Below are 23298 nucleotides of genomic sequence, written 5' to 3' on the forward strand. Positions count from 1 at the left end.
TCGCTATTCTACGGCGCATTTATTGACTCACAGTCAACACTGTTGTGCGCTGGATCCCATTTTTACTTACATTGCTAAGCATTACACTCTCTGTCAGCGAAATGTTTTCCGCCCCCTGGCGCGGAGGGCATCATAGACTTTAACTCTGACAGGTGCCGTGAAAGATGAGCAATATCCTGATTATCAATGCTAAAAAACAGTTCGGTCATTCTAACGGCGAACTCAACCAAACGATGAGCGACGTGGCGGAAACCTATCTGCGCGATGTGCAGCACCAGGTACAAGTCACCGTGGTCGACGACGGCTACGATATCGAAGCCGAAGTGCAAAAATACCTGTGGGCCGACGTGGTGGTCTATCAGATGCCCGGTTGGTGGATGGGCGAGCCGTGGATCCTGAAAAAATACATCGATGAAGTGTTCACCGCCGGGCACGGCAGCCTGTATGCCAGCGATGGTCGCACCCGCTCCGACGCCGGCAAAAAATACGGTTCCGGCGGCCTGATCCAGGGCAAGAAGTACATGCTGAGCCTGACCTGGAACGCCCCGCTGGAAGCCTTTACCGACCCGGAACAGTTCTTCCACGGCGTCGGGGTTGACGGCGTGTATCTGCACTTCCACAAGGCCAATCAGTTCCTGGGTATGGAAGCGCTGCCGACCTTTATCTGTAATGACGTGATTAAACAACCGGATATCGACGGCGACATCGCACGTTATCGCGAGCATCTGGCCGAAATTTTTGCTTAACTGGCACTATGCACGTCAATCAATGAGGTAGTGATGATCACCGTAATTGCAGAAATCAAAATCAAGCCGGGCCACCGTGAAACGGTCCTGAAGGCGATTGAGAAACTGATCCCGCTGGTGCTGGCAGAAGACGGCTGTAGTGAATATACGCCAATGATCGACAGTCACACCCAGGCGCCATGGCAGAAACTGTCGCCGGACTCGGTGTTTATGCTGGAGAAATGGGCCAGCCAGGCGCACCTGGAAAAACACCTGGATATCGCTCACATGCACCAGCATCGTGACACCATCAAAGACAGTGTGCTGGGCGTGACGATTCACGTACTGGGTAACGCACTGTAATCCCCTGAGGGGCCGCCCTATGGCCCCTACAGCGTCTGCGCATCAATATGCGCACTGACGTAGTCGAGAAAACAGGTAATACGCGCCGCCAGTTGGGTATTGCGGTAATACACCGCATTAATCGGCTGGCGCACATCTAACGTCTCCTGCTCCAGCAACGGTACCAGCCGCCCGCTGCGTTGATCGTCACGCGTCATAAAATCAGCCAACTGCACGATCCCTTCGCCACGCAACGCCAACTGCCGCAACGTTTCACCGCTGGAGGCCGATATTGTCGGCGTGATGGCAAAATGCTGCGCCTGCTGATAACGCAACGGCCACAGATTGAGTGATTCCGGCTGAGTGAAGCCGAGCAGGCAGTGCTCTCGCAGCGCTTCGACGCTGGTGGGGGTGCCGTTACGTGCGAGGTAATCCGGACTGGCGAGAACACGTAAGCGGCTGGCACCCAACAGGCGCGCATGAATGGTCGAATCCCGCAGCGCACCGATACGAATGGCAATATCGGTGCGTTTCTCCAGCAGGTCGATAATCAGATTGTCGGTATTCAGTTCCAGCTCAATTTGCGGATAACTTTGGCGAAAGCCGGCCACCAACGGCACGATCACGTGTTCCATAAAGGGGGCGGCGGCGTTGACCCGCAGCTTGCCGGCCGGGATCAGCCTGCGCAACGCCATCTGTTCTTCGGCGTTCTCCACCGAGCGGATAATTTCGCGCGCATGACTGAGGAAGTTTTGGCCTTCTTCGGTCAGCTCCAGCCGACGCGTGGTGCGGCGCATTAAAGTTGTATCGAGTTTTTTTTCCAGCCGACTGAGCGCGCGGCTGATACCGGAGGTCGTCTGACCGAGCTGTTCGGCGGCGGCCGTGATAGAGCCGCTGTCAACGACGGTGGTAAACGCCAGTAATTCTTCGAGGGTGATTTTCATGCATTCCGCCCAGAGTCATCGGGCGCCGCATGCAGCGCCTGCGGGAAGAAAGCCCGGCGGGGAGCCGGGCCTGTCGGTCAGGCAGACAGCTCGGCCATATCGCCTTTGTCCTGCAGCCAGTTGCGGCGGTCTTCGGAACGCTTCTTGGCCAGCAGCATGTCCATCATCGCCAACGTCTGATCCACGTCCTCATCGCTCACCGTCAACTGCACCAGACGGCGGGTGTTCGGATCCAGGGTAGTCTCACGCAATTGCGGCGGGTTCATCTCACCCAGCCCTTTAAAGCGCTGAACGTTTGGCTTGCCCTTTTTGCGTTTCAACTGTTCCAGCACGCCGGCCTTTTCTTCTTCATCCAGCGCGTAGAACACCTCTTTGCCGAGGTCGATACGGTACAGCGGCGGCATCGCCACATACACGTGACCGCCCTTCACCAACGAACGGAAATGGCGTACAAACAGCGCGCACAACAGCGTGGCAATGTGCAGGCCGTCGGAGTCCGCATCCGCCAGGATACAGATTTTACCGTAACGCAGTTGGCTGAGATCTTCGCTGTCCGGATCAATACCGATCGCCACCGAGATGTCGTGCACTTCCTGCGAGGCCAGTACTTCATCCGAGGAGACTTCCCAGGTATTCAGGATTTTGCCTTTCAGCGGCATGATCGCCTGATATTCACGATCGCGTGCCTGTTTGGCTGAACCGCCCGCCGAGTCCCCTTCCACCAGGAACAGTTCGGTCATGTTCAGATCCTGCGACGTACAGTCGGCCAGTTTACCCGGCAGTGCCGGACCGCTGGTCAGCTTCTTGCGCACCACTTTTTTGGCGGCACGCAGACGGCGCTGGGCGCTGGAAATAGCCAGCTCGGCCAGCTGTTCCGCCGCCTGAATGTTCTGGTTCAGCCACAGGCTGAAGGCGTCTTTCACCACGCCGGAAACAAAGGCCGCACACTGACGTGACGACAGACGCTCTTTGGTCTGCCCGGCGAACTGCGGATCCTGCATCTTCACCGACAGCACGTAGGCGCAACGGTCCCAGATATCTTCCGCGGACAGCTTCACGCCACGCGGCAGGATATTGCGGAATTCACAGAACTCGCGCATGGCGTCCAGCAAGCCCTGACGCAGGCCGTTAACGTGGGTGCCGCCCTGCATGGTCGGGATCAGGTTGACGTAGCTTTCGGTCAGCAGTTCACCGCCTTCCGGCAGCCACAGCAGTGCCCAATCTACCGCCTCGGTATCGCCGGCAAAGTTGCCGACAAACGCCGCTTCCGGCAGGGTGATCAGGCCGTTAACCGCTTCCATCAGGTAATCGGTCAGGCCGTCCTGATAGCACCAGCGTTGCTCGGTGTTGTTCAGCTTGTCGATGAAGTAGATTTCTACCCCAGGACACAGTACCGCTTTGGCTTTCAGCAGGTGGCTAAGACGCGAGACCGAGAAACGCGGGCTGTCGAAGAACTTCTCGTCAGGCCAGAAATGGATGCTGGTGCCGGTATTGCGTTTGCCGCAACTGCCGGTCACCGCCAGATCCTGCACTTTGTCGCCGTTTTCAAAGGCAATGCTGTAGACGTTGCCGTCGCGCTTGACGTTGACTTCTACCCGGGTCGACAGGGCGTTAACCACCGAAATCCCCACGCCGTGCAGGCCGCCGGAGAACTGGTAGTTTTTATTGGAGAATTTACCGCCCGCGTGCAGACGACACATGATCAACTCAACCGCCGGTACGCCTTCTTCAGGGTGGATATCCACCGGCATACCACGGCCGTCATCGATCACTTCCAGTGACTGATCGGCGTGCAGGATCACGTCGATGCGCTTGGCGTGACCGGCCAACGCTTCATCGACGCTGTTATCTATCACCTCTTGGCCAAGGTGATTGGGGCGCGTCGTGTCGGTATACATGCCGGGACGACGGCGCACTGGTTCTAGACCGCTGAGTACTTCAATGGCATCAGCGTTATAGCTGGATTGAGTCATCGTTGAGTTTTTCGTGGTTAGTAAGGAAGGTGCCGGAACCGTCTGCTCAGACAGCGTTTAGCCCTAAAAAATCCACAATCTGGGGGAAGTAATGCTCGAAACCGACGAAGGCGTGGTTTCCACCCGACTCCACCGTCTGTCGGCATGCGGTGTAATAGGCGACCGCTTGCCCATAATCGAGAATTTCATCGCCCGTTTGTTGCAGCAACCAGATTAAATCCGGTGACTCCAAGGGATCGATCTGCATCGTTTTCAGATCGTAAACGTGACGAGACTCTAACACATATTGCTGGCCGGTGTAGGGGTTCTCGTTTTTGCCAAGGTAGTCAATCAGCAGTTCAAACGGCTTCACAGCAGGGTTAACCACTACCGCCGGCAGTGAAAAACACTGCGAAAGCCAGGTTGCGTAGTACCCGCCCAGTGAGGAGCCGACCACGCCTATCGTCTGCCCGGCTCGCTCCATCACCATGTTCTCGATCATTTCGGCCGCCTCCGCCGGGAACACCGGCAGTTGAGGCACCAGGACTTCGATATGCGGATGATGTTCGGCCAGCCACGCTTTGAAAGACGTTGCCTTGGCCGAGAACGGCGAGCTGTTAAAACCGTGCAGGTAGAGCAGTGTCGAAGGCATCAATACCCATCCGAATCCATGTCGGGGCGGAAATCGTCGTTTTCCAGGCGGAAAACCTGCGTCTCGACGCGGCCGTCCGGCAGCAAATCAAGATAGCGCCAGCCGGGTGAAACCTCGTCGATAGTGAAATTGGTGCAATGCGGTTTGAACTGCACGCAGGTGGACGGCGATGCCAGCAGGCGTCGGCCCTGCCACTCCAGATCCAGCTCCTGGTGAATATGCCCGCACAGCAGGGTATTCACTTTCGGGTAGCGCAACAGCACCGCGCCCAGCGTATGCGGGTTGCGCAGGCTGTGTTGATCGAGCCAGGTGCAGCCGGACGGCAGCGGATGATGGTGCAACAGCATTAGGGTATAGCGATCGGGATAGGCTTGCAGGCAGCGCTCCATCCACTCGAGCTGATATTCGCTCAGCTCACCGTGCGGCACGCCGAAGACCTGGCTGTCCAGCAACAGCACCTGCCAGTGATCGCCCACCAGCACCTGTTTTGACGGGGCAATTCCGGCGTCGGCCAGTGCGTCGACCATCGCCGGCTGAAAATCATGGTTGCCCGGCAGCCAAACGCAAGGCGCCGGCAACCGTGCAATACCTTCGGCAAAGTGCCGGTAGGCGGCCAATGAATGATCCTGTGCCAAATCACCGGTGGCGACGACCAGATCAAAATCACGCTGCTGCGCCAGGATAGCGTCCAACACCGCGTGATAGCTGCGATAGGTATTGATGCCAAGCAAAGTCTCATTTTCGCCGGCAAAAAGGTGGGTATCTGTTATTTGCAGGATCCTGACCCTGGCCCCACTTGCCACGGTCGGTTTAAACAGGCTTTCCAAATGGTGTCCTTTGTTATCTCAGTCTGTTTAACAAACCGGAACCGCCATTGCTCCATGCGCCAAACAGTAGCGCAACCAATCAGCAAGAAACTGGTTAATTTGATGCTTTTCGTCGCGTTGATGCAACTTTTTGTTGGGATAATCATAACGTGCTTTAAAGCGATAGATCTGCTGACTTGAACACACTTCCGCAACCATCGCGTCATGATACAGCCGCACCGTCATCGCAGGCAGGCTCCAGTAGCTGACTGCCGGGACGGTCTGTTCGATCTGCACCAGCGAGGTATAGCGGGTGGATTCAATAATGGTCAGACGATAACTGGCGCCGTTCACCTGATAAGTCACCGTTTCACCCACTTCATCATTGCGCGGCATCAAGCGGCGCAATTGCGCGAAGTTGGTTTCGCACAATCTCATCATTTCGGGGAAATCAGGGGTATAGCGCTGTTTCATTAATTGGCCCACTCTTTTCTTAACGATTCATGGTGCAACGCCAGCCACTGCAATGCAATCACTGATGCCGCGTTATCAATCGCACCCTCTTCAACCCAACGGTAAGCCTGTTCGCGGCTGACCACATGGACCCGGATATCTTCATGTTCTTCTTCCAGTCCATGGATGCCTTCCGCCGTAGTCGCGTCCACTTCGCCCACCATAATTGACAAGCGCTCGCTGGTACCGCCAGGGCTGGCCAGGTAGCTCAACACCGGCTTGCAACGTCCGACCACGACGCCGGCCTCTTCCTGCGCTTCACGGCGGCACACGTCTTCAACACTCTCGCCGGTTTCGATCATGCCCGCCACCATTTCCAGCAGCCAGGGTGACCTACTGGTATCGACCGCAGCGATCCGCAGTTGTTCAATCAGCACCACCTCGTCACGCACCGGGTCATAGGGAAGTAATACCGCGGCGTGCCCGCGCTCGAAAATTTCGCGTTTAATTTCGGGACTCATCTCACCGTTGAACAAGCGGTGGCGGAAACGATATAAATTGAGTGAAAAAAAACCACGATAAAGCGTCTCACGTGCAATAATTTCTACATCATTTTTATCGAGAGTAACGGGCGATGGTTGCGAGTGGCTCATAAATGAATTCTCCAGCGTGAGTATGCCGATAAAATAAACAGTTTTGATGACAGAAACGGCGGGATAATCTTCCGCGGCTTTATGATAGATTGTGAGCCATGATATCAGGTGTGACGTACGCAGCCAGTTGAACTAAGGTAAACAGGCGGCCTGAAAGGTAAAAGTTACGCAAGATGGCACATTCAGCCACCTGAGGCGTACAACAGACTCTGTTAGAATCGGCAACTATTTCGTCTATCGTCAGCGCTAACAACATAGCAATATTGCTGCACAACAAGGAATGCAAATGAAGAAACTGCTCCCCCTTCTTATCGGACTGAGCCTGGGCGGCTTCAGTGCAATGAGCCAGGCAGAGAACCTGCTGCAGGTCTACAAACAGGCCAGGGAAAGTAACCCGGATCTGCGCAAAACCGCCGCTGACCGTGACGCCGCATTCGAAAAAATCAACGAAGCACGCAGCCCATTGCTGCCACAGTTGGGTTTGAGCGCCGGTTACACTTACACCAATGGCTACCGTGACAGCCGCGATGCCAACAGCGATGCCACCAGTGGCTCACTGGCGTTGACGCAGACTATCTTCGACATGTCCAAATGGCGTGCGCTGACGCTGCAGGAAAAAACCGCCGGCATTTCCGACGTGACTTTCCAGACCTCTTCGCAGCAGTTGATCCTCGATACCGCGACCGCCTATTTTAACGTGCTGAGCGCTATTGATACGCTGTCTTATACCCAGGCGAACAAGCAAGCGGTTTACCGCACCCTGGACCAGACCACCCAACGCTTTAACGTGGGCCTGGTAGCGATCACCGACGTGCAGAACGCCCGTTCGTCCTACGATACCGTGCTGGCGGCCGAAGTAACTGCCCGTAACAACCTGGATAACGCGCTGGAAAAACTTCGCCAGGTCACCGGTACCTTCTATCCGGAACTGGCCTCGTTGAATACCGACCGTTTCAACACCAAACGCCCGGATGCCGTAAATAACCTGTTGAAAGAAGCAGAAAGCCGTAACCTGAGCCTGTTGTCCGCTCGTCTGAGCCAGGATCTGGCCCGTGAGCAGATCCGTTCCGCACAGACCGGTTATATGCCTACCGTTGATTTCAGCGCATCTACCGCGGTTAGCAATACTAATTACAGCGGTTCTCGCAACGTGAACAACGACGCTGATATTGGTCAGAACAAAGTGGGCCTGAGCTTCAATATGCCACTGTACAGCGGCGGCCAGACCAACTCGCAGGTGCAGCAGGCGCAGTACAACTTCGTCGGCGCCAGTGAGCAACTGGAAAGCGCCCACCGTAGCGTAGTGCAGACCGTGCGTTCTTCGTTCAATAACGTGAATGCCTCGATCAGCAGCATCAACGCCTATCAACAAGCGGTAGTGTCTGCCCAGAGTTCATTGGATGCGACCGAGGCCGGTTACCAGGTTGGTACCCGCACCATCGTCGACGTGCTGGATGCCACCAGTACGCTGTATAACGCCAAGCAACAGCTCTCCAGTGCGCGTTATACCTACCTGATCAACCAACTGAACATCAAGTCGGCACTCGGTACCCTGAACGAGAACGACCTGCTGCTGCTGAACGGCGCATTGGGTAAACCGATTTCTACTTCGCAAGACGTGGTAGCCCCAGCGACTACGGCACAAGACGCTTACGCTGAAGGCTATAACGGCAACGCCCCTGCACCACAAACCTCCGCGCCAGTTGCTGCTGCTCCGGTTGCCACCCGTGCCTCCGCGCCGGCGACCACCACCAGCCAGCCTGCACGCAACAGCGGTAACCCATTCCGTAACTGATGGATTTACGCCGCTGAATACGGGGTACGGCTTCTGCCGCACCCCGTTTTTTTTGCCGGGTCATCGGTTCTGCCCGCCGCCTCACAGCCCTTCCCCCACCCTGGAGTGGTATCATCCAGGTTATCGCTTTATCTCGTCTGGATGGGATCCGATGGAGAACACTTCAAGCTGGCAACGCCTGATCGAAGGTGACCTGCCCCCCGCGCAACGCCCTGCGCCGGCAATCTATGCTTCCTGGTTGCGTTGCCGCAGCCTGATGCAGCCCGCGGTGTGGAAAGCGCCCCACTGCGCACTCGGCGCCACCTTTAATTCCATCTGCCAGCGTAAGAATGACCTGCTAACGCTCGGTCAGGCGGCGCTGGAAGACGCCTGCGAATACATGGAACAGCGCCGCTGCCTGCTGATGATCCTCGACGAAAGCGGCTGCATGCTGTGGCTGTGCGGCGATGCCCCAACGCGCGAATGCCTGCAGCTATTGGGTTTTACCCCCGGTGCCTATTGGGCCGAGGGGGACATCGGCACCAACGCGCCGTCACTGGCGGTAGCCGAGGGCCACCCGATGCAGGTGCGCGGCAGCGAACATGTGCGCCAGGCGCTGCACGACTGGTCATTCTGCGCCACGCCGGTCTACGACAACAGCGGTCGTCAACGCGGTTCGATTGCGCTGGGCTGCCGGTTGGCCGACTGCGCCGCCGGCGATCTGTCACTGACGCTGGCGCTGGCACGCGAGATCGGCAACTCCCTGAACGCCGACAGCCTGCTGGCAGAATCCAACCGCCACCTGAACCAGCTTTATGGCCTGCTCGACGGGGTGGATGACGGCGTCATGGCCTGGGACCATCGCGGTTACCTGCAGTACATCAATCAGCGCGCAGCTTCCTTGCTGAAGCTGGATGAGCAACAAAGCCAGGGCAAAGCGCTGACCCAGTTGCTGACGCTGCCCGCCCTGCTCAACCGCGCCATCGCCCAGCGGCAGCCGTTGCAGCACGTTGAGGTCACCTTTGAAAGTCAGCGGCAGTTTATCGCGACGCTGTTAACCCTCAAGCCAATCTTCGACGGTGAGCGCTGTAGTTTTATCGCCCTGCTGCATCCGCTAGAACGGCTGCGCCAGTATGTCAGCAGCCAATTGGGCCGTGTCAGCCACAGTTTTGAACAAATGCCTTCCGCCTCGCTGGAGATGCGCCGGTTGATCCGTTATGGCCAGCAAGCCGCGAAGGGCCAGCACCCGATCCTGCTGTGCGGCGAGGAAGGCGTCGGTAAGGAGCTACTCAGTCAGGCGATCCACAACGCCAGCGACCGCGCCGCCGGGCCTTATATCGCCCTCAACTGCCAGCTGATGCCGGAAGCGCAGGGGTTGCGTGAGCTGCTGGGCAGCGATGCCAACGAGGAAGAAGCGGGCCAACTCAGCAAGTTTGAACTGGCCAACGGCGGTACGCTGTACCTGGAACAGATCGAGTATTTACCGGCGGAGATGCAGTCGGCGCTGTTGCAGGTGCTGAAAACCGGCGTGGTGATGCGGCTCAATTCCAACCGGGTGATCCCGGTCGATGTGCGGGTGATCGCCAGCAGCGCCGCCGATCTGCCACTGTTGGTGCAGCAGAATCGTTTTCGCCGCCAGCTGTTTTACAGCCTGCAGGCGTTCGAGATCCAGATCCCCTCGCTGCGCCAGCGACTGAGCGATATTCCGTTACTGGTAAAGCACCATCTGCGCACGCTTGAACAGCATTTTCAGTGCCGTTTCCGGGTGGATGATGAGGTGATGGCCCAACTCGGATTGTATCTGTGGCCCGGCAACGATCTGGAACTGAAGGGAGTGGTGGAGCGCACCGCGATGATGTGTCACGGCCACCACCTGCAACTGGCGGATTTACCTGAACACCTGCTCAGCCACCAGCCGCTGCTGGAAAGTGAACCGCAACCGGGCATGCCGCTGTTGACGCTGGCGGAGATGGAACGACAGGCGATTATTCACGCGGCCAACATCAGCCGCGGACAGTTGAACGAGATGGCGCAGTTACTGGGCATTGGCCGCACCACGCTGTGGCGGAAAATCAAACAATATCAGATTGATATCCGCCAGTTTAAGCTGCGCGCCTGAGGGTGCAATCAGTGGCTGAGTTGCAGCACACCACGCGCCGCGTCCAGCATCGCTTTCTGGCCGTTGCGGGTTTTGCTCATACAGTCGTTCATGCCCACCACCATCGGCATCCCCATCGCTTTCGCCAGGATCGCACTGTGCGACAGCGCATTGCCACCGCTCAGGCAGATGCCGAGCACCAGACGACGGTCGAGCATCACCACGTCTGACGGCATCAGTTCGTCCATCACCAGAATGGACGGCGCGGTCAGCGTAATCACCGGCAACGGCTGCTGTTGCAGATGACTCAGGGTGCGGCGCAGCATATCGCGCACGTCCAACTCACGCGCCCGCATATATTCGTCATCCAGTTCGCGATACTCCCCGGCAATGGCTTCCATCTCCTGCCGCCAGGCCTGCTCGGCACTGCATTGCTGCCGGGCGATGCGGGTATAGGCCGCCTGCTGCAGATCCGGGTCGTCCAGCAGCATACTGTGAGCACCGAAGATAGCCGCCTGCGGTTTGCCAATCAACGAGCCAGTGCGCTCCGCCAACCGATTCAAATCACTCAGCGTGTGCTGCAATGCCTGGCGTAGCCGCTGTTGTTCGTTCAGTACGTCGTCTGCGCCAATAGTACGCTCGACCACCGTCGGCCAGAAGCTGATCGCCTGCCACACCGGGCCACTGGTCACGCTTTCAGCCACCGGAATCCCGTGTAATGAAGGCAGACTCTGCTCGGAAACCGTTTCACCAAAGTGCTGCTCTGCCAGCGCGCTAAACGCCGCCAGCGCCTGATCGGCCTGCGGCCCGTCGGCAATCAGCCGGATGGTGTCGCCGTGGCGCACCAGCAACAGCGCTAGCTGGTTAAGGCTACGCGGATTGGCGCACTGGCCCTGCTTTTCCAACACCAGTTCGGCATCGAACGGGGCCAGCGTTTCCGCCAGTCGGGCGGCCGGACGAGCATGCAGGCCATGCGGGTTCTGCACCGTCCAACTGACGCTTTTCCCTTGTGTCAGCGGCAACTCAACGCTTTTGGCCACCGGCGTGGCAGCTTCGCCCAACTGCGCCTGTTTGGCCTGCAGCGCGCCCTGAGCCTCGGCCAGCACCTGTTCCAACCCCGCTCCGGCATTGGCGGCCACCACCGCGGCCAGCGTCCCCTCGACCAGTGGTGCCGAGCACAGCTTCACCTTGGCGGCCAACGACGGATCCAGCAGATCGATCGCGGTTTCGGCACTCAGCAGCGCACTACCCAAATCCATCAACACCACAATGCCCGCACCGTCAGCCACCGACTCAATGGCTTCCATCACTTTGATTGCATCGGTGCCTATCGGATGATCCTCATCATCGACACCCGCCGCCAGCACCAGTTTACAGCCGTCGCCGCGCATCATCTGCAACGCCAGCTCTTCAACCCCGCGCGCCAATAGCGCACTGTGTGAAACTACAACGATATTGATCATCTCGCCTCCTGCTATTGGCCGGCGACCGCTGCCAGCGTTTTCATCATCAACATCACCGAGGTGGCACCCGGATCCTGATGACCGATGCTGCGTTCACCCAGGTAACTGGCCCGCCCTTTGCGTGCCTGCATGGTGATGGTGCTTTCAACCGCCTGCTCCGCCCGCTCACTGGCACGCTGCAAGGCCTCTGCCACGCTTAACTGCTGCTGAGCCGACTGGCCGAGGCTTTCCACTACCGCCCACCAGGCATCGCACATGGTTTTATCACCCGGCTCCGCCTTACCGCGCATCACCACGCCTTCGACACCCTCCTGCATCATTTGGTGCAGCTCCGCCAGATCCAGGCTCTGTTTAGCGTTGGCCGACTGTGCGGCACGGATAAAGAAGGTGCCGAACAGCGGACCACTGGCTCCCCCCACGCTGGACAGCAGCGTCATGCCGGTGTTCTTCAGAATAAAACCGATGTCTTTGTCCGCCACCGAAGGCAGCTTTTCTACCACCTTGTTGAAGCCGCGGTTCATGTTCAGCCCGTGGTCGGAATCGCCGATCTCGGTATCCAGCCGGGTTAGAAAATCACGCTGCTGGGTAAACACCTCACCACAGCGCATCAGCCAGTCGACCACTTGTTGTTTGGTTAACGCCATGATTCCTCCTCAGCAGCCCCAACGCAGCGCAGGTGTTTTCACCGGCGCATCCCACAAGGACAACAGTTCGTCGTCCACTTTCAGCAGCGTGATCGAGACCCCTTGCATGTCCAGCGACGTGCAGTAAGAGCCCACCAGGCTACGCTCAACGATCATTCCCGCCTCGGCACAACGCTCCGCCAGCCGGTGGTAAACGCCATACAGCTCGGACAGCGGCGTCGCCCCCAGGTTGTTCACCAGTGCGATCACCCGGTCGCCACGCGTCAGCGGCTGTTTGGTCTGTACTTCATCGCGCCATTCGCCCTGCTGACGATCCCAGACGCGGACAGTGCGCTGGTAGTGACCATGGTCGATCAGGGTATGGAACATGTCGTCCACCGCCGCATTAAGGGTGGTGAACGGGCGTCGCGCAATGCCTGGCTCGCCGTGAATGCCGACGCCGAATTCCATCTCGTTTTCCGCCAGCACGAACGAAGGTTTACCGGCCGCCGGCACGGTACAGGCACCCAGTGCAATACCGATCGAATGCCCGTGATTATTGATACTGTGCCCCAGCGTCACAATGCTATCCAGGTCGTCGCCGCGCGCCGTTGCCGCACCGAGCAGTTTCTCCATCAGCACGGTATTGGCCACCCCGCGTCGCCCGGCGGTGAACAGGCTGTCTTTCACCGCCACATCATCGTCCACCAGCACCGTCGCCACCTGGGTACCGCTGTCGTGCAGCAGTTCAGTCGCGGTTTCAAAGTTCAAGATGTCGCCGGTGTAGTTTTTAATGATCAACAGCACCCCGGCACCGCCGTCGATCGCCTGGCCGCACTCGTACATTTTATCCGGCGTGGGCGAGGTGAAAATTTCCCCCGGGCAGGCACCATCCAGCATGCCTTCGCCGACAAAACCGCAGTGCATCGGCTCGTGGCCGCTGCCGCCACCGGACAGGATCGCTACCTTGCCCGCGACCGGCGCATCGGCGCGGGTGACAAACACCGGCTCCTGATGCACCAACAACTCTGGGTGAGCCTCTGCCAACCCCAGCAGTTGCTCTTCCAGTACCGACTCAACTTTATTGATCAGTTTTTTCACGGTTATTTCCTCGTTTGGCCGACGGGACGCAGCCTGCTGCGCCCCTGCGGTATCAGCTTGAGTGTTGTTGCAGCCAGGCACTGCCCAGCCGATCTGCCGTCAAAATGGCCGCCTGTACGCTGGCAGGCGTGACCTCGAACGGCATGTTGTGGATGGTTTCACCGGCCGCGCAGCTGGCTTCGGCCACCGCCATGATTTTCGCTGCCGGATCGCCGCTCACACCCATTTGCGCCAGCGTGATTGGCAAGCCGAGACGCTGGCAGAAATCCAGCACCGTTTCGATCTGTTCCATGCTGCTGTTTTGCAGCACCAGCTGTGACAGCGTGCCAAACGCCACTTTCTCGCCGTGGTACAGGTGATGGCACTCTTCCAGTACGGTGAAACCATTGTGGATAGCGTGCGCGCCCGCCAGGCCACTGCTTTCAAAACCGATGCCGCTCAGATAAGTATTGGCCTCGATAATGCGCTCGACCGCCTCCGTCACCACCCCGGCCTCAACCGCCAGCTTGGCCTTCACGCCCTCCGCCAGCAGCGTTTCATAACACAACCGCGCCAGACTCAGCGCCGCCAGCGTCGATTTGCCGCCCGCCATGCTGGTCGCCTGAGCATCGAAACAGGCCTGTGCTTCAAAATAGGTCGAAAGCGCATCGCCCATCCCCGCCACCAGCAGTCGCACCGGTGCCTTGGCGATAATCGCGCTGTCCATCACCACCATGTCCGGGTTGCGCGGGTAGATAAGGTATTCGGCAAATTCGCCCTGTTCGGTGTAAATCACCGACAGCGCACTGGTGGGAGCATCGGTAGACGCAATGGTCGGGATCAGTACCACTGGCAGATGCTGGTAATGCGCGATGGCCTTGGCGGTGTCCAGCGTTTTACCGCCGCCGACACCAATCACACCGCGGCAACCATGAGCCTTCAGCTCCAGGCCCAGCCGGTCGATTTCTTTATGGCAGCATTCGCCGTTGAACACACAGGCGTGATGCTTCACCCCGTGCTGATGCAGGCTGCCCATCAGAGTATCGCCCGTCAGCTTCATCACGAAGTCGTCGGCAATCACAAAATAATGGTCGGCAAGGGCTTTAGCGTATTCGCCCACGGCGGCCAATGCGTTGGCGCCCTGGATGTACTTGCCTGGAGACTGGATGATTCTCAACATAACCGGATCCTTGTAGGGAAATTGGCGATGGTAACGTTCAGATATCAGGTGATAGATGCGTCGGTCTTGTGCCGTCGCGTTGTTATGAACTGACTATAGGGCTTGCCAGACGCTTTAGGTTCTTCGACTTTTTCGTTTCATTATGGAACGTTACTTTCGTCTCGATGTTCCAAAATGAAACTATGACGCGGCTTTTTTAGCCGGTAAAGCGAACTGGCGCACAACCTAACGTATAGCTGCGTAAAGAGTGGATTCTGTGGGCATTTCAGCTTTAATTTTGACCATCTTTCCCCTATCCTTACCGCCATTACTGGGAATGGGCGAATACAGCCCGACTGATGGGATGAATAACGATGAAACGGACAAAAAACATCAACCGAGAGACGTTCCGCAAATCCTGGCGCGACTACCGCGTTGCGCCCGTAGCTTTGGCGATCAGCGCAGTCTTTATGCTGGCCGGCTGCGAGAAGAGCGATGAAACGGTCTCTATGTATCAGAATGCCGACGACTGTTCGCGCACCAATCCTTCGATGAGCGAGCAGTGCACCACCGCCTATAACAACGCCCTGAAAGAAGCCGAAAAAACCGCGCCAAAATATGCCACCCGTGAAGACTGTGTCGCCGAGTTCGGTGAAGCGCAATGTACACAAGCATCAGCTCCGGCCCAGGCCGGCATGGCCGCAGAGTCACAGAGCAGTGGCAGCATGTGGATGCCGCTGATGGCAGGTTACATGATGGGCCGCATGATGGGCGGCTCCGGCTTTGCTCAGCAGCCGCTGTTCACCTCTAAAAACGCTGCCAGCCCGGCCAACGGCAAGTTCGTTGACGCTTCTGGCAAGAGCTATGGCCCGGCGACCGCCGGTGGCCGCACCATGACGGTGCCGAAAACCGCAATGGCACCTAAACCGGCCGTCACCAATACCGTCACCCGCGGCGGCTTTGGCGAATCCGTTGCCAAGCAGACCAGCATGCAGCGCAGCAGCGCAACCTCCAGCTCACGCAGCATGGGCGGTTAATGCATGAAACGCGTTGCGATTACCGAGCGCCCGGACTGGCGCGAAAAAGCCACCGAATTCGGCTTCCGCTTCCACACCATGTATGGCGAGCCGTACTGGTGTGAGGATGCCTATTACCAATTCACGCTGGCGCAGATTGAAGAAATTGAAAACGCTACCGCCGAATTGCACCAGATGTGCCTGCAGGTGGTAGAGAAAGTGGTCAGCAGCGATGCGCTGATGACCAAGTTCCGCATCCCGAAACACACCTGGGAGTTCGTGCGCAGCTCATGGCGCACCAGCCAGCCGTCACTGTATTCACGTCTTGATCTGGCCTACGACGGTATCAATCCGCCCAAGCTGCTGGAGAATAACGCCGATACCCCGACCTCGCTGTACGAAGCGGCCTTTTTCCAATGGCTGTGGCTGGAAGACCAGATCAACGCCGGCAATCTCAGCCCGGAGTCCGATCAGTACAACAGCCTGCAGGAAAAACTGATCGAGCGTTTCGCCGAGCTGAAAGCACAACACGGTTTCGGCCTGCTGCACCTGGCCTGTTGCCAGGACAGTGAGGAAGACCGCGGTACCGTGCAATACCTGCAGGACTGCGCGCTGGAAGCCGGAGTCCCAACAGAATTCCTGTTTATGGAAGAGATTGGTCTGGGCGAAAAGGGCCAGTTTACCGACCTGCAAAATCAGGTTATCGGTAATCTGTTCAAGCTATACCCGTGGGAATTCATGCTGCGCGAGATGTTTTCCACCAAGCTGGAAGATGCCGGCGTGCGCTGGCTGGAGCCGGCGTGGAAAAGCATTATCTCCAACAAGGCCCTGCTGCCGATGCTGTGGGAAATGTTCCCGGATCACCCGAATCTGCTGGCCTCTTACTTTGCAGAGGACGATCATCCACAGCTCGATCACTACGTCACCAAGCCGCTGTTCTCACGCGAAGGCGCCAATATCCAGATCGTGCAGAACGGTCAGGAAGTCGCCCGCGTTGACGGCCCTTATGGCGAAGAAGGCATGATCGTGCAGCAGTTCCACCCACTGCCACAGTTTGAAGGCAGCTATACGCTGATCGGCAGTTGGCTGGTCGACGATCAACCCTGCGGCATCGGCCTGCGCGAAGATCGCGAGCTGATCACCCAGGATCTGTCGCGTTTCTACCCGCACATCATCCTCGGTTAACACAGATTGGTTGATATCACGCTCAGACTACTGACGAAGCCCGTTATTAGGGAGAGCGTGCCGAAGGGGTCGTAGCGGCTTGCCCGCCGGAGTGCCCCTCGGTGCGCTAGGCCCGGGTATCTCGGGTTAAAAAACAACTTTTTCATAAAACTCAGCGCGATAATATCGCGCTTTTTTTATGCTTTCCGGCTGGTGATTAATCGATTAACCTTTTATACTCGAAGCGTCTGTTCTCCTCGGGCGGAGCAACCAGATATGAAACTGACGTCCCTTATTCCACCGCAGGTCGACCTGACCGACGGATGCTTTACCGCACCTGATATTCAACGCAAATCTACGACCCTGGGCAGTCTGGCGGGGATCTTTGCCGATCCTGCAGCATGGCGAGCGATGCCGGCAGAACTTGCCGTCTATCAGGTCGAAATGCTGCCTTCCGAGCTACAAGAAGGTGAGCTGTTTGTGGGCACCACTCACCTGCAGCCTGGCCGGGTGGGTAACGAATTCTTTATGACCCGTGGGCATTTTCATCAGCGCCCCGAACAGGCTGAGTTCTATTTTGGTCTGCGTGGCCAGGGTTTGCTGCTACTGCAACACCGGGACGGGGCTTGTACGTTGGAACAGGTTGCCCCCGGCAGCGTTCACCATATCCCTTCGTTTACCGCTCACCGCCTGATTAACACCGGTACTGAGGTGCTGTCCGCCCTGGCGGTCTGGCCAACGGTGGCAGGGCACAACTACGACGCACTGCAACCACAGGGATTCAAACTGCGGGTCTTTGCCGATGGCAACGGTTGGAAAGCGGAGGCGCAATATGAGTGACTCGATGCTGCAATTTGGCCTTGATGTGCGCATTAGCGACAACCCGATGGGATTCAGCTATGGCGATGAGGTGATTGGGCCATTGCCGGAAATACGGACGCTGGAACAAATCCGCCGCTCCTTACGCGATCCTGACTGCCATGGGCCGGAACAGGTTTATGCCATCGCTATGGACGTCGCCAAACAACAGCATTTGGCGGAATTGAAGAAGCGCATGTTGCTGTTCGGTATTGTCACCTATGCCAAGGGCCAGTTAGGTCAGGAGCCGGTACGCAGCCAGGGCCATGTGCACCGCATCAGCGTACACAGCGGCTGGTCACCGCCGGAGCTATACGAGATTTGGCAAGGTAAGGCCATTATTTACATGCAAGAGCGGGTTGAGCGTGAGCCGGGACATTGCTTTGCCGTCCATGCCGGCCCCGGTGAAAAGGTATTGGTACCGCCAGGATGGGCTCACGCCACCATTTCCGCCGATCCCAACCAGCCGCTGACCTTCGCCGCCTGGTGCGATCGTGAATATGGCTTTGAATACGATGCAGTACGTGAATACAAAGGGCTGGCCTGGTACCCGTTATTGCAGGGCAACCATATTATTTGGCAACAGAATCCACGATATCAATCCGGCAGGCTGCACGCCATCGGACCACGCCAATACCACGAGTTCGGCCTGAGCGATGCCCCCTTATACTCACAGTTTGAAGCCGATCCGGCACGCTTTCAGTTCATTTCCAAACCGGGCAACGTAGCGGAAAAATGGCAACGATTTGAGCCGTAAACGCTCAATAACAGGAAATTTCATACCTTATGAATTTCGAGTTGGCCGCTCTGGCGCGTCCATGCGCTCGCGGCATTTGTACATCCCTGTACAGCACAGCTAGGCGCCCAGCTCACTCATCCCCAGGCGCTTACTTAAGTAAGTAACTGGGGGGACAAATCTGCCGGGAGCAGATTTGAACGCTGCTAGCAGCGGCCCCAAAGGGGTGTGGCCCATGGACGGGCCACATAACTGAGTGCAGGTAACAACGCTGCAACTTGAAAGGCGACGGGTATTATGAGAATAGGCCGCAGGCCACCCCTGCCGCTGCCAATACCAATAACCCCAGCATCGCTTTCACCGGTGAAAGCCCGCGCTTGGCCATCAGGTACCAGGTCGCCAGCACCACGATCAACGGCATCAGGTTAGGGAAAATGCCGTCCAGCATTTGCTGCAGGTGAATATTTACCCCGTCTTTGGTGACAAACTCCAGACCTGTCCCCAGTTTGACGTAGCTCGCCGCGACGCCGCCCATGACGAATACCCCCAGCAGGGAAAGTGCTTCCCGCAGGCGTGAGGATTTGCTGCTGACCAACATCTCCACCGAGCCGGAGCCCATGTTGTAGCCTTTCATAAACAGCCAGTAAGACCCCGGAATGACGATCAGACTGAAGGCGATGATGTAAAACAGCGGGCCAATCACACTGCCACCGGCCGCCAGCGCCATGCCGATACTCAGCAAAATCGGGATCAGCATGCCCGGAACCATCGAGTCGCCAATACCGGCCACCGGCCCCATCAGCCCCACCTTGAGCGTGTTAATGGTTTCCCCGTCTATCGGCTCACCGTTGGCGCGTTTTTCTTCCAGCCCTATCACCATGCCGTTCACAATCGCGCCCAGCTGCGGCTCGGTATTGTAAAACGAGGTATGGCGGCGAATGGCCTCAATACGCTGCTGCTTGTCCTGATACAGCTTTTTCAATGCCGGCATCATACTCAGGCAGAAACCGTAAGACTCCAGGCGTTCAAAGCTCATCGATGACAGGTTGTACATCATCCAACTGCGCCAGCAACGACGCAGATCCTGCTTAGTCAATTTTGGTGTTGGCGTATCCATCAGAATTCATCCTCATCATCAGCCTGAGGCGCGGCCTGTGCGGCGGCCACCTGCGGCTCTGGCTTATAGTTGTAGTGAATCAGTGCCAGCAGCGCGCCGACAATCACCAGCGCCACCATATTCAGCTTGAGGAAAACAATGCAGATAAACCCCACCAGGAAGTAAATCAGCATGCTGTAGCTTTTAATAATCTGTTTAAGAAGGATGGCGATACCGACCGCGGGCAGAATACCGCCCACCACGTTCATGGTGGTCAACACCAGCGCCGGCAGGCTGTCCATAAAGGCGTTGATGTAGCGCGCCCCGAAAAACACCGCGATAAACGTCGGAATAAAACGCAGCAGGAAGTTGGTGACCTGCGGCCAGATGGCGCTATTGAGGTAAATTCCCCGTTCATCACCGCGCTCCACCGCCAGATCCGCACGGTGATTCCAGTAAGAATTGAGCACCATCATGGCGTTGAACAGCACGGTCCCCATGATGCCGATAGTCGCCGCCAGTGCGACCGCCACCTCGGTTCCTTTCCCGGAGAGAATACCCAGCGCAATCGCCGGGAACGCTACAAAGTTGAGATCGGCCGGCATCGATCCGCCCGGTGTGACCATGGCGATATACACCGCCTGGACCGCAACACCGATGATGATACCGGTCTGTACATCGCCGAGAATAGCCCCCACCAGCATGCCGGAGACCAACGGACGGCTGAGAATATACCAGCCTCCGGTCAGTCCCAGCAGCCAGGGACTGCTCAGCGCGCCGAGATAGCAAAGTATCCCGATAAGCGTCGCTTCAAACCACATAGTTAACTCCTGCCGTTCAGGCTTATTTGAGTTTCTTTTTTGCGTCCAGCCAACTGAAATGGCTGGCATCAGGGACTAAACGAAATTCGATGGCATGTCCGTGTTCAGTAAGAAAATCGAAGGCCTCTGCCTCTACCGCGCTCACTGATTGATTCGGGCCAATGGTCACCGTGTCCTTGCGGGCAGACATCGGCCCAACGTTGATTTTCTTGTTACGATTACTGAGATCGACCCCTGCCTCTATCAGCCTGCGCAGCGTGACCGGTGATTTGCCAATCACAAAGTACTGCTTGTCGCTGGCGATTACCTTCGGCAGTTTTTCTATCGCCTGCTGCACGGTAAACAACCATACCCTGGTGTCTTGCACCGCCCCCTTCATCACCGATGACAGCAGTGGATCCGCCGCTACCTCATCATCGATCGCCACAATGCCGTCGCAGGGCAATTCCTTCGCCCAACGGGTCACCAGTTGACCGTGAATAACCCGGTCGTCGATACGAACAAATGAAATGGCCATATTCTCTCCTCAGAAATCGTCTGGTTGTGCCGTTACCGCTGGACGAGCAAGGGAAATCGCCTCAGCCCCCAGCGCTACCAGCTCCTGTGCCGCCTGTTGAACATCCTTTCCCTCCAGTAATTCGGCACTCATTAACAACATCGGAAAATTCACGCCGGTCACCACGGCCATCGGCACCGGGCTTTGGGGATCAAATGCGTGGCGGCAGGCCACGTTATAGGGCGTGCCACACAGCATGTCGCACAGCACCAGCACACCGTCGGCCCCTGCGCTTACCCGCTGCAATTCATCGGCAAAATCCTGTTTAAAGGCTTCAATACCCGCCCCTTCGCTCAGGGCCACATGGCTGGTTCCTGGCAGTTCACCGTAAACCATACCTGCGCTGCTCATCAGCGCCTCGGCCAACGGGCCATGGGAGGTCACTATCACTTTCAACATAATGCTTATCCCCTTACCCAGGCTTTAATGGTGCCCAGAGTTTTGCCCAGGCTGCGACCATGGGGGCTGATACGGTACGGCCCCACGGCGGCTGGTACGATAAAGGTTTCGGCGTAATGCACCACGAAGGGCGCGAAATGGCCTTCAGGGCTTTCAACTACCGCCTCTTCCCCTTCGACCAGATTCAGCACGTTCACCCGGCCTTCGGTATGGTGCAGCACCGGTTCACTAAACCAGTGACGCCGAGTTTCGATAAATTCCCGCTCGTGCAAACCGGTTCGCTCCTCCTGCCAGCCAGCACCTTCGGCAACTTGCTCAATGCGGTTCACCAAATGCTCCGTTGCCCAGGTGGTGTCGCACTGCCAGTTGATCACCTGCTCACCATGCTGCAGATGCACCGGACGCGGTTGTCCATCTAATCCCAGACGACCCCAGTCCCACAGCTTGAAGGTGAAAATGTACGGCGTAGCGCTGATCTCCAGCACCATGGCGCCCGAGCCGGAACAATGCACCGTCCCCGCCGGGATCAGAAAATGGTCGTGTTTACGCGCCGGGAAACGATTCACGAAACGTTGATCATCGAAGGCTTTTTCACCTCTTTGCGCGGCGGCCAGATCGGCCATCATCGCCTGCGGTTCGGTGCCGTTTTTCACCCCCAGGTACACTTCGGAACCCGGCTCTGCCGCCAGGATGTAATAGCTTTCGTCCTGGGTGTAATGCATACCGAAATGCTGTTGGATATATTCCGTCAGCGGGTGCACCTGGAAGCTGAGATTTTGCCCGCCGACGGTATCCAGCAGATCAAAACGGATCGGGAATTCGGCGCCGAAGCGGGCATGCACCCGCTCACCCAGTAAGGGGTGGGGATATAACAGCACCAAATCCTGTGAGGGGATCTCGACCCGGACGTCACCAAAACGCATTAGCAGGCTGTTTTCCTCGGGCACGCAGTCAAAACACCATGCATAGTTGGCTGCCGTCGGGTCGAGATCGAACTGTTGTTTCATCCACTGGCCACCCCAAACGCCGGGGTCAAAAAACGGCACCACGCGGAATGGGCGTTGGGTTGCCTGCTGCAATCCGGCATGGAAAGCCGTACCGGTCACCAGCTTCGGTTGGCTGGCCTGGTTGGTGTCCAACACAAAATCTGCACGCTGTAGCAGTGGGGTTTTATGACGATCGAAGACTCGCCATTCCACGAAGAATGCACGCTTGTAGCGGCGCAGCACATCCTCGTCCACATTGGCCGCGCCCCAGTTGCCCAGTTCGCCGCGGCGAAAACGCTGCTGGATTTCCCAGCGGGCCATATCGGCATACACCAATACATCGGCTTCGGCGATCAGCGCCGCGCCCGGTCCATAAACCACCACCAGCCCACTGTCGACGCGCGCAATTTGATCGCGCAACTGCTGGACGCGCTCAGCATCAAAAAACTCGGGCATTTCATGGCACGACAACACGCCAAAAACACGGTCATCGGTTAAATTGCGCTCAATCATCGCGTGGATGTGCGGTTCATCGTATTTGGCCGATTCAGCATTGATGCTACTGGCCGGCTGCAGAGGCTTAATAAGATTCTCGATTAGCTCTGCCAGACTCACCCCATGGTAGCAATCCACTACCAACAGGGTTTTACGCAACCCGAGGGCGGCAATTTTGTGGCTGACGGCCTCGGTCACTGCCTGCCAGCCTTGCCAGGCGGCATTATCAAACCCCTGCACCGCCACTTCCGGATACTTGTCATAGCTGGTTGATTTATGCTGTTGCTCTGTCATATTCTTCTGCCTATGAACTGGATACATAGAAAAAGATTAATCGATTAACCTTCTGATAAATAGGCTGGTTAACGGGATTAACCTCTTAAAATCGATAATAACCCCATAAAAAACCGAACTTTCGTGACGTGAATCACGATTTATTGACGGAAT

Annotated in this window: 23 protein-coding genes; 8 read left to right on the forward strand and 15 right to left on the reverse strand. The window is 57.2% G+C overall.

All coding sequences use genetic code 11. From position 1 onward, the window contains the following. The first annotated feature begins 164 nt into the window (after positions 1 to 164). Together NHG65_RS22455 and NHG65_RS22460 are read left to right on the forward strand one after the other, a co-directional pair. Positions 165 to 746 carry an NAD(P)H-dependent oxidoreductase gene (locus NHG65_RS22455; protein ID WP_099063279.1) on the forward strand — a complete coding sequence of 194 codons (582 nt, stop codon included), beginning with the start codon at positions 165 to 167 and terminating at the stop codon, positions 744 to 746. Between the two features lie 33 nt (positions 747 to 779). After that, positions 780 to 1088, forward strand: coding sequence for a putative quinol monooxygenase (locus NHG65_RS22460; protein WP_413477279.1), 309 nt, complete (start codon positions 780 to 782; stop codon positions 1086 to 1088). A 26-nt stretch (positions 1089 to 1114) separates the two neighbouring features. Here NHG65_RS22460 and NHG65_RS22465 read toward each other — a convergent pair whose 3' ends face one another. The 6 genes from NHG65_RS22465 to nudF form a co-directional block, all read right to left on the reverse strand. Then, a complete protein-coding gene (locus tag NHG65_RS22465; protein ID WP_207977424.1) occupies positions 1115 to 2011 on the reverse strand; it encodes a LysR substrate-binding domain-containing protein in 897 nt (298 codons plus the stop codon). A 77-nt stretch (positions 2012 to 2088) separates the two neighbouring features. After that, entirely contained in the window at positions 2089 to 3984 is a 1896-nt protein-coding gene (gene parE, locus NHG65_RS22470; protein WP_012146962.1) for a DNA topoisomerase IV subunit B, read from the reverse strand. Between the two features lie 46 nt (positions 3985 to 4030). Beyond that, positions 4031 to 4615, reverse strand: a complete 585-nt coding sequence (gene yqiA / locus NHG65_RS22475; RefSeq protein ID WP_099063276.1) for an esterase YqiA — start codon at positions 4613 to 4615, stop codon at positions 4031 to 4033. Next, positions 4615 to 5442: a 3',5'-cyclic-AMP phosphodiesterase gene (gene cpdA / locus NHG65_RS22480; protein ID WP_085119261.1), complete on the reverse strand. Its 828-nt coding sequence runs from the start codon at positions 5440 to 5442 to the stop codon at positions 4615 to 4617. The genes yqiA and cpdA overlap by 1 nt, the downstream gene beginning before the upstream one ends. 27 nt (positions 5443 to 5469) lie before the next feature. Beyond that, positions 5470 to 5895 (reverse strand): DUF1249 family protein, encoded by a 426-nt coding sequence (locus NHG65_RS22485; RefSeq protein ID WP_099063275.1) that lies wholly within the window; start codon positions 5893 to 5895, stop codon positions 5470 to 5472. Then, a complete protein-coding gene (nudF, locus tag NHG65_RS22490) occupies positions 5895 to 6527 on the reverse strand; it encodes an ADP-ribose diphosphatase (protein ID WP_099063274.1) in 633 nt (210 codons plus the stop codon). The genes NHG65_RS22485 and nudF overlap by 1 nt, the downstream gene beginning before the upstream one ends. A gap of 286 nt (positions 6528 to 6813) precedes the next feature. Between nudF and tolC the strand changes: the two genes are divergently transcribed. Continuing rightward, positions 6814 to 8322: an outer membrane channel protein TolC gene (gene tolC / locus NHG65_RS22495; protein WP_219016999.1), complete on the forward strand. Its 1509-nt coding sequence runs from the start codon at positions 6814 to 6816 to the stop codon at positions 8320 to 8322. 151 nt (positions 8323 to 8473) lie between these two features. Beyond that, positions 8474 to 10420, forward strand: a complete 1947-nt coding sequence (gene dhaR, locus NHG65_RS22500) for a dihydroxyacetone kinase operon transcriptional regulator DhaR (RefSeq protein WP_261428112.1) — start codon at positions 8474 to 8476, stop codon at positions 10418 to 10420. Between the two features lie 8 nt (positions 10421 to 10428). Here the strand turns inward: dhaR and dhaM are convergent, their stop codons facing one another. Genes dhaM through NHG65_RS22520 form a run of 4 tightly spaced genes read right to left on the reverse strand, consistent with a single transcriptional unit; the run spans position 10429 to position 14745 of the window. Then, on the reverse strand, positions 10429 to 11862 hold the full coding sequence (dhaM, locus tag NHG65_RS22505; protein WP_499182703.1) for a dihydroxyacetone kinase phosphoryl donor subunit DhaM: 1434 nt from the start codon (positions 11860 to 11862) through the stop codon (positions 10429 to 10431). A gap of 11 nt (positions 11863 to 11873) precedes the next feature. Beyond that, positions 11874 to 12506, reverse strand: a complete 633-nt coding sequence (dhaL, locus tag NHG65_RS22510) for a dihydroxyacetone kinase subunit DhaL (RefSeq protein ID WP_085119270.1) — start codon at positions 12504 to 12506, stop codon at positions 11874 to 11876. A gap of 9 nt (positions 12507 to 12515) precedes the next feature. Further along, the gene (gene dhaK / locus NHG65_RS22515; protein WP_099063270.1) at positions 12516 to 13586 is read right to left on the reverse strand and encodes a dihydroxyacetone kinase subunit DhaK; all 1071 of its coding nucleotides are present in this window, start codon (positions 13584 to 13586) and stop codon (positions 12516 to 12518) included. Positions 13587 to 13638: 52 nt separating this feature from the next. Further along, complete coding sequence (locus tag NHG65_RS22520; RefSeq protein ID WP_099063269.1) at positions 13639 to 14745, reverse strand: glycerol dehydrogenase; 1107 nt, start codon at positions 14743 to 14745, stop codon at positions 13639 to 13641. Between the two features lie 353 nt (positions 14746 to 15098). On the opposite strand from NHG65_RS22520, the gene NHG65_RS22525 reads away from it, so the two are divergent. The 4 genes from NHG65_RS22525 (at position 15099) to NHG65_RS22540 (ending at position 18519) form a co-directional block, all read left to right on the forward strand. Then, a complete protein-coding gene (locus NHG65_RS22525) occupies positions 15099 to 15761 on the forward strand; it encodes a DUF1190 family protein (RefSeq protein WP_099063268.1) in 663 nt (220 codons plus the stop codon). A 3-nt stretch (positions 15762 to 15764) separates the two neighbouring features. Beyond that, the gene (locus NHG65_RS22530; RefSeq protein WP_099063267.1) at positions 15765 to 16925 is read left to right on the forward strand and encodes a glutathionylspermidine synthase family protein; all 1161 of its coding nucleotides are present in this window, start codon (positions 15765 to 15767) and stop codon (positions 16923 to 16925) included. 255 nt (positions 16926 to 17180) lie between these two features. Then, on the forward strand, positions 17181 to 17744 hold the full coding sequence (locus tag NHG65_RS22535) for a glucose-6-phosphate isomerase family protein (RefSeq protein WP_499182704.1): 564 nt from the start codon (positions 17181 to 17183) through the stop codon (positions 17742 to 17744). Further along, positions 17737 to 18519 carry a glucose-6-phosphate isomerase family protein gene (locus NHG65_RS22540; RefSeq protein ID WP_499182705.1) on the forward strand — a complete coding sequence of 261 codons (783 nt, stop codon included), beginning with the start codon at positions 17737 to 17739 and terminating at the stop codon, positions 18517 to 18519. Before NHG65_RS22535 ends, NHG65_RS22540 begins: the two co-directional genes overlap by 8 nt. A gap of 274 nt (positions 18520 to 18793) precedes the next feature. Here NHG65_RS22540 and NHG65_RS22545 read toward each other — a convergent pair whose 3' ends face one another. From NHG65_RS22545 to NHG65_RS22565, 5 genes are read right to left on the reverse strand one after another with little or no spacing between them, the layout of a single operon-like run. Continuing rightward, positions 18794 to 19615 carry a PTS system mannose/fructose/sorbose family transporter subunit IID gene (locus NHG65_RS22545; RefSeq protein ID WP_099063263.1) on the reverse strand — a complete coding sequence of 274 codons (822 nt, stop codon included), beginning with the start codon at positions 19613 to 19615 and terminating at the stop codon, positions 18794 to 18796. Next, complete coding sequence (locus NHG65_RS22550; protein ID WP_085119282.1) at positions 19615 to 20415, reverse strand: PTS mannose/fructose/sorbose/N-acetylgalactosamine transporter subunit IIC; 801 nt, start codon at positions 20413 to 20415, stop codon at positions 19615 to 19617. The genes NHG65_RS22545 and NHG65_RS22550 overlap by 1 nt, the downstream gene beginning before the upstream one ends. 22 nt (positions 20416 to 20437) lie before the next feature. Then, positions 20438 to 20932 (reverse strand): PTS sugar transporter subunit IIB, encoded by a 495-nt coding sequence (locus NHG65_RS22555; protein WP_413502729.1) that lies wholly within the window; start codon positions 20930 to 20932, stop codon positions 20438 to 20440. A gap of 9 nt (positions 20933 to 20941) precedes the next feature. After that, positions 20942 to 21370, reverse strand: coding sequence for a PTS sugar transporter subunit IIA (locus NHG65_RS22560; RefSeq protein ID WP_099063261.1), 429 nt, complete (start codon positions 21368 to 21370; stop codon positions 20942 to 20944). Positions 21371 to 21375: 5 nt separating this feature from the next. Further along, positions 21376 to 23145, reverse strand: coding sequence for a class I mannose-6-phosphate isomerase (locus tag NHG65_RS22565; protein ID WP_499182706.1), 1770 nt, complete (start codon positions 23143 to 23145; stop codon positions 21376 to 21378). Between the last annotated feature and the right edge of the window lie 153 nt (positions 23146 to 23298).

The organism is Serratia myotis (assembly GCF_027474885.1).
Classification (GTDB): Bacteria; Pseudomonadota; Gammaproteobacteria; order Enterobacterales; family Enterobacteriaceae; genus Serratia; species Serratia proteamaculans.

Excerpts from the sequence above, each read along its gene's own strand:
- NHG65_RS22455 (WP_099063279.1), top strand. The coding sequence starts at position 165 with ATGAGCAATATCCTGATTATCAATGCTAAAAAACAGTTCGGTCATTCT.
- NHG65_RS22460 (WP_413477279.1), top strand. The coding sequence starts at position 780 with ATGATCACCGTAATTGCAGAAATCAAAATCAAGCCGGGCCACCGTGAA.
- NHG65_RS22465 (WP_207977424.1), bottom strand. The coding sequence starts at position 2,011 with ATGAAAATCACCCTCGAAGAATTACTGGCGTTTACCACCGTCGTTGAC.
- parE (WP_012146962.1), bottom strand. The coding sequence starts at position 3,984 with ATGACTCAATCCAGCTATAACGCTGATGCCATTGAAGTACTCAGCGGT.
- yqiA (WP_099063276.1), bottom strand. The coding sequence starts at position 4,615 with ATGCCTTCGACACTGCTCTACCTGCACGGTTTTAACAGCTCGCCGTTC.
- NHG65_RS22485 (WP_099063275.1), bottom strand. The coding sequence starts at position 5,895 with ATGAAACAGCGCTATACCCCTGATTTCCCCGAAATGATGAGATTGTGC.
- nudF (WP_099063274.1), bottom strand. The coding sequence starts at position 6,527 with ATGAGCCACTCGCAACCATCGCCCGTTACTCTCGATAAAAATGATGTA.
- tolC (WP_219016999.1), top strand. The coding sequence starts at position 6,814 with ATGAAGAAACTGCTCCCCCTTCTTATCGGACTGAGCCTGGGCGGCTTC.
- dhaR (WP_261428112.1), top strand. The coding sequence starts at position 8,474 with ATGGAGAACACTTCAAGCTGGCAACGCCTGATCGAAGGTGACCTGCCC.
- dhaM (WP_499182703.1), bottom strand. The coding sequence starts at position 11,862 with ATGATCAATATCGTTGTAGTTTCACACAGTGCGCTATTGGCGCGCGGG.
- dhaL (WP_085119270.1), bottom strand. The coding sequence starts at position 12,506 with ATGGCGTTAACCAAACAACAAGTGGTCGACTGGCTGATGCGCTGTGGT.
- NHG65_RS22520 (WP_099063269.1), bottom strand. The coding sequence starts at position 14,745 with ATGTTGAGAATCATCCAGTCTCCAGGCAAGTACATCCAGGGCGCCAAC.
- NHG65_RS22525 (WP_099063268.1), top strand. The coding sequence starts at position 15,099 with ATGAAACGGACAAAAAACATCAACCGAGAGACGTTCCGCAAATCCTGG.
- NHG65_RS22530 (WP_099063267.1), top strand. The coding sequence starts at position 15,765 with ATGAAACGCGTTGCGATTACCGAGCGCCCGGACTGGCGCGAAAAAGCC.
- NHG65_RS22535 (WP_499182704.1), top strand. The coding sequence starts at position 17,181 with ATGAAACTGACGTCCCTTATTCCACCGCAGGTCGACCTGACCGACGGA.
- NHG65_RS22540 (WP_499182705.1), top strand. The coding sequence starts at position 17,737 with ATGAGTGACTCGATGCTGCAATTTGGCCTTGATGTGCGCATTAGCGAC.
- NHG65_RS22545 (WP_099063263.1), bottom strand. The coding sequence starts at position 19,615 with ATGGATACGCCAACACCAAAATTGACTAAGCAGGATCTGCGTCGTTGC.
- NHG65_RS22550 (WP_085119282.1), bottom strand. The coding sequence starts at position 20,415 with ATGTGGTTTGAAGCGACGCTTATCGGGATACTTTGCTATCTCGGCGCG.
- NHG65_RS22555 (WP_413502729.1), bottom strand. The coding sequence starts at position 20,932 with ATGGCCATTTCATTTGTTCGTATCGACGACCGGGTTATTCACGGTCAA.
- NHG65_RS22560 (WP_099063261.1), bottom strand. The coding sequence starts at position 21,370 with ATGTTGAAAGTGATAGTGACCTCCCATGGCCCGTTGGCCGAGGCGCTG.
- NHG65_RS22565 (WP_499182706.1), bottom strand. The coding sequence starts at position 23,145 with ATGACAGAGCAACAGCATAAATCAACCAGCTATGACAAGTATCCGGAA.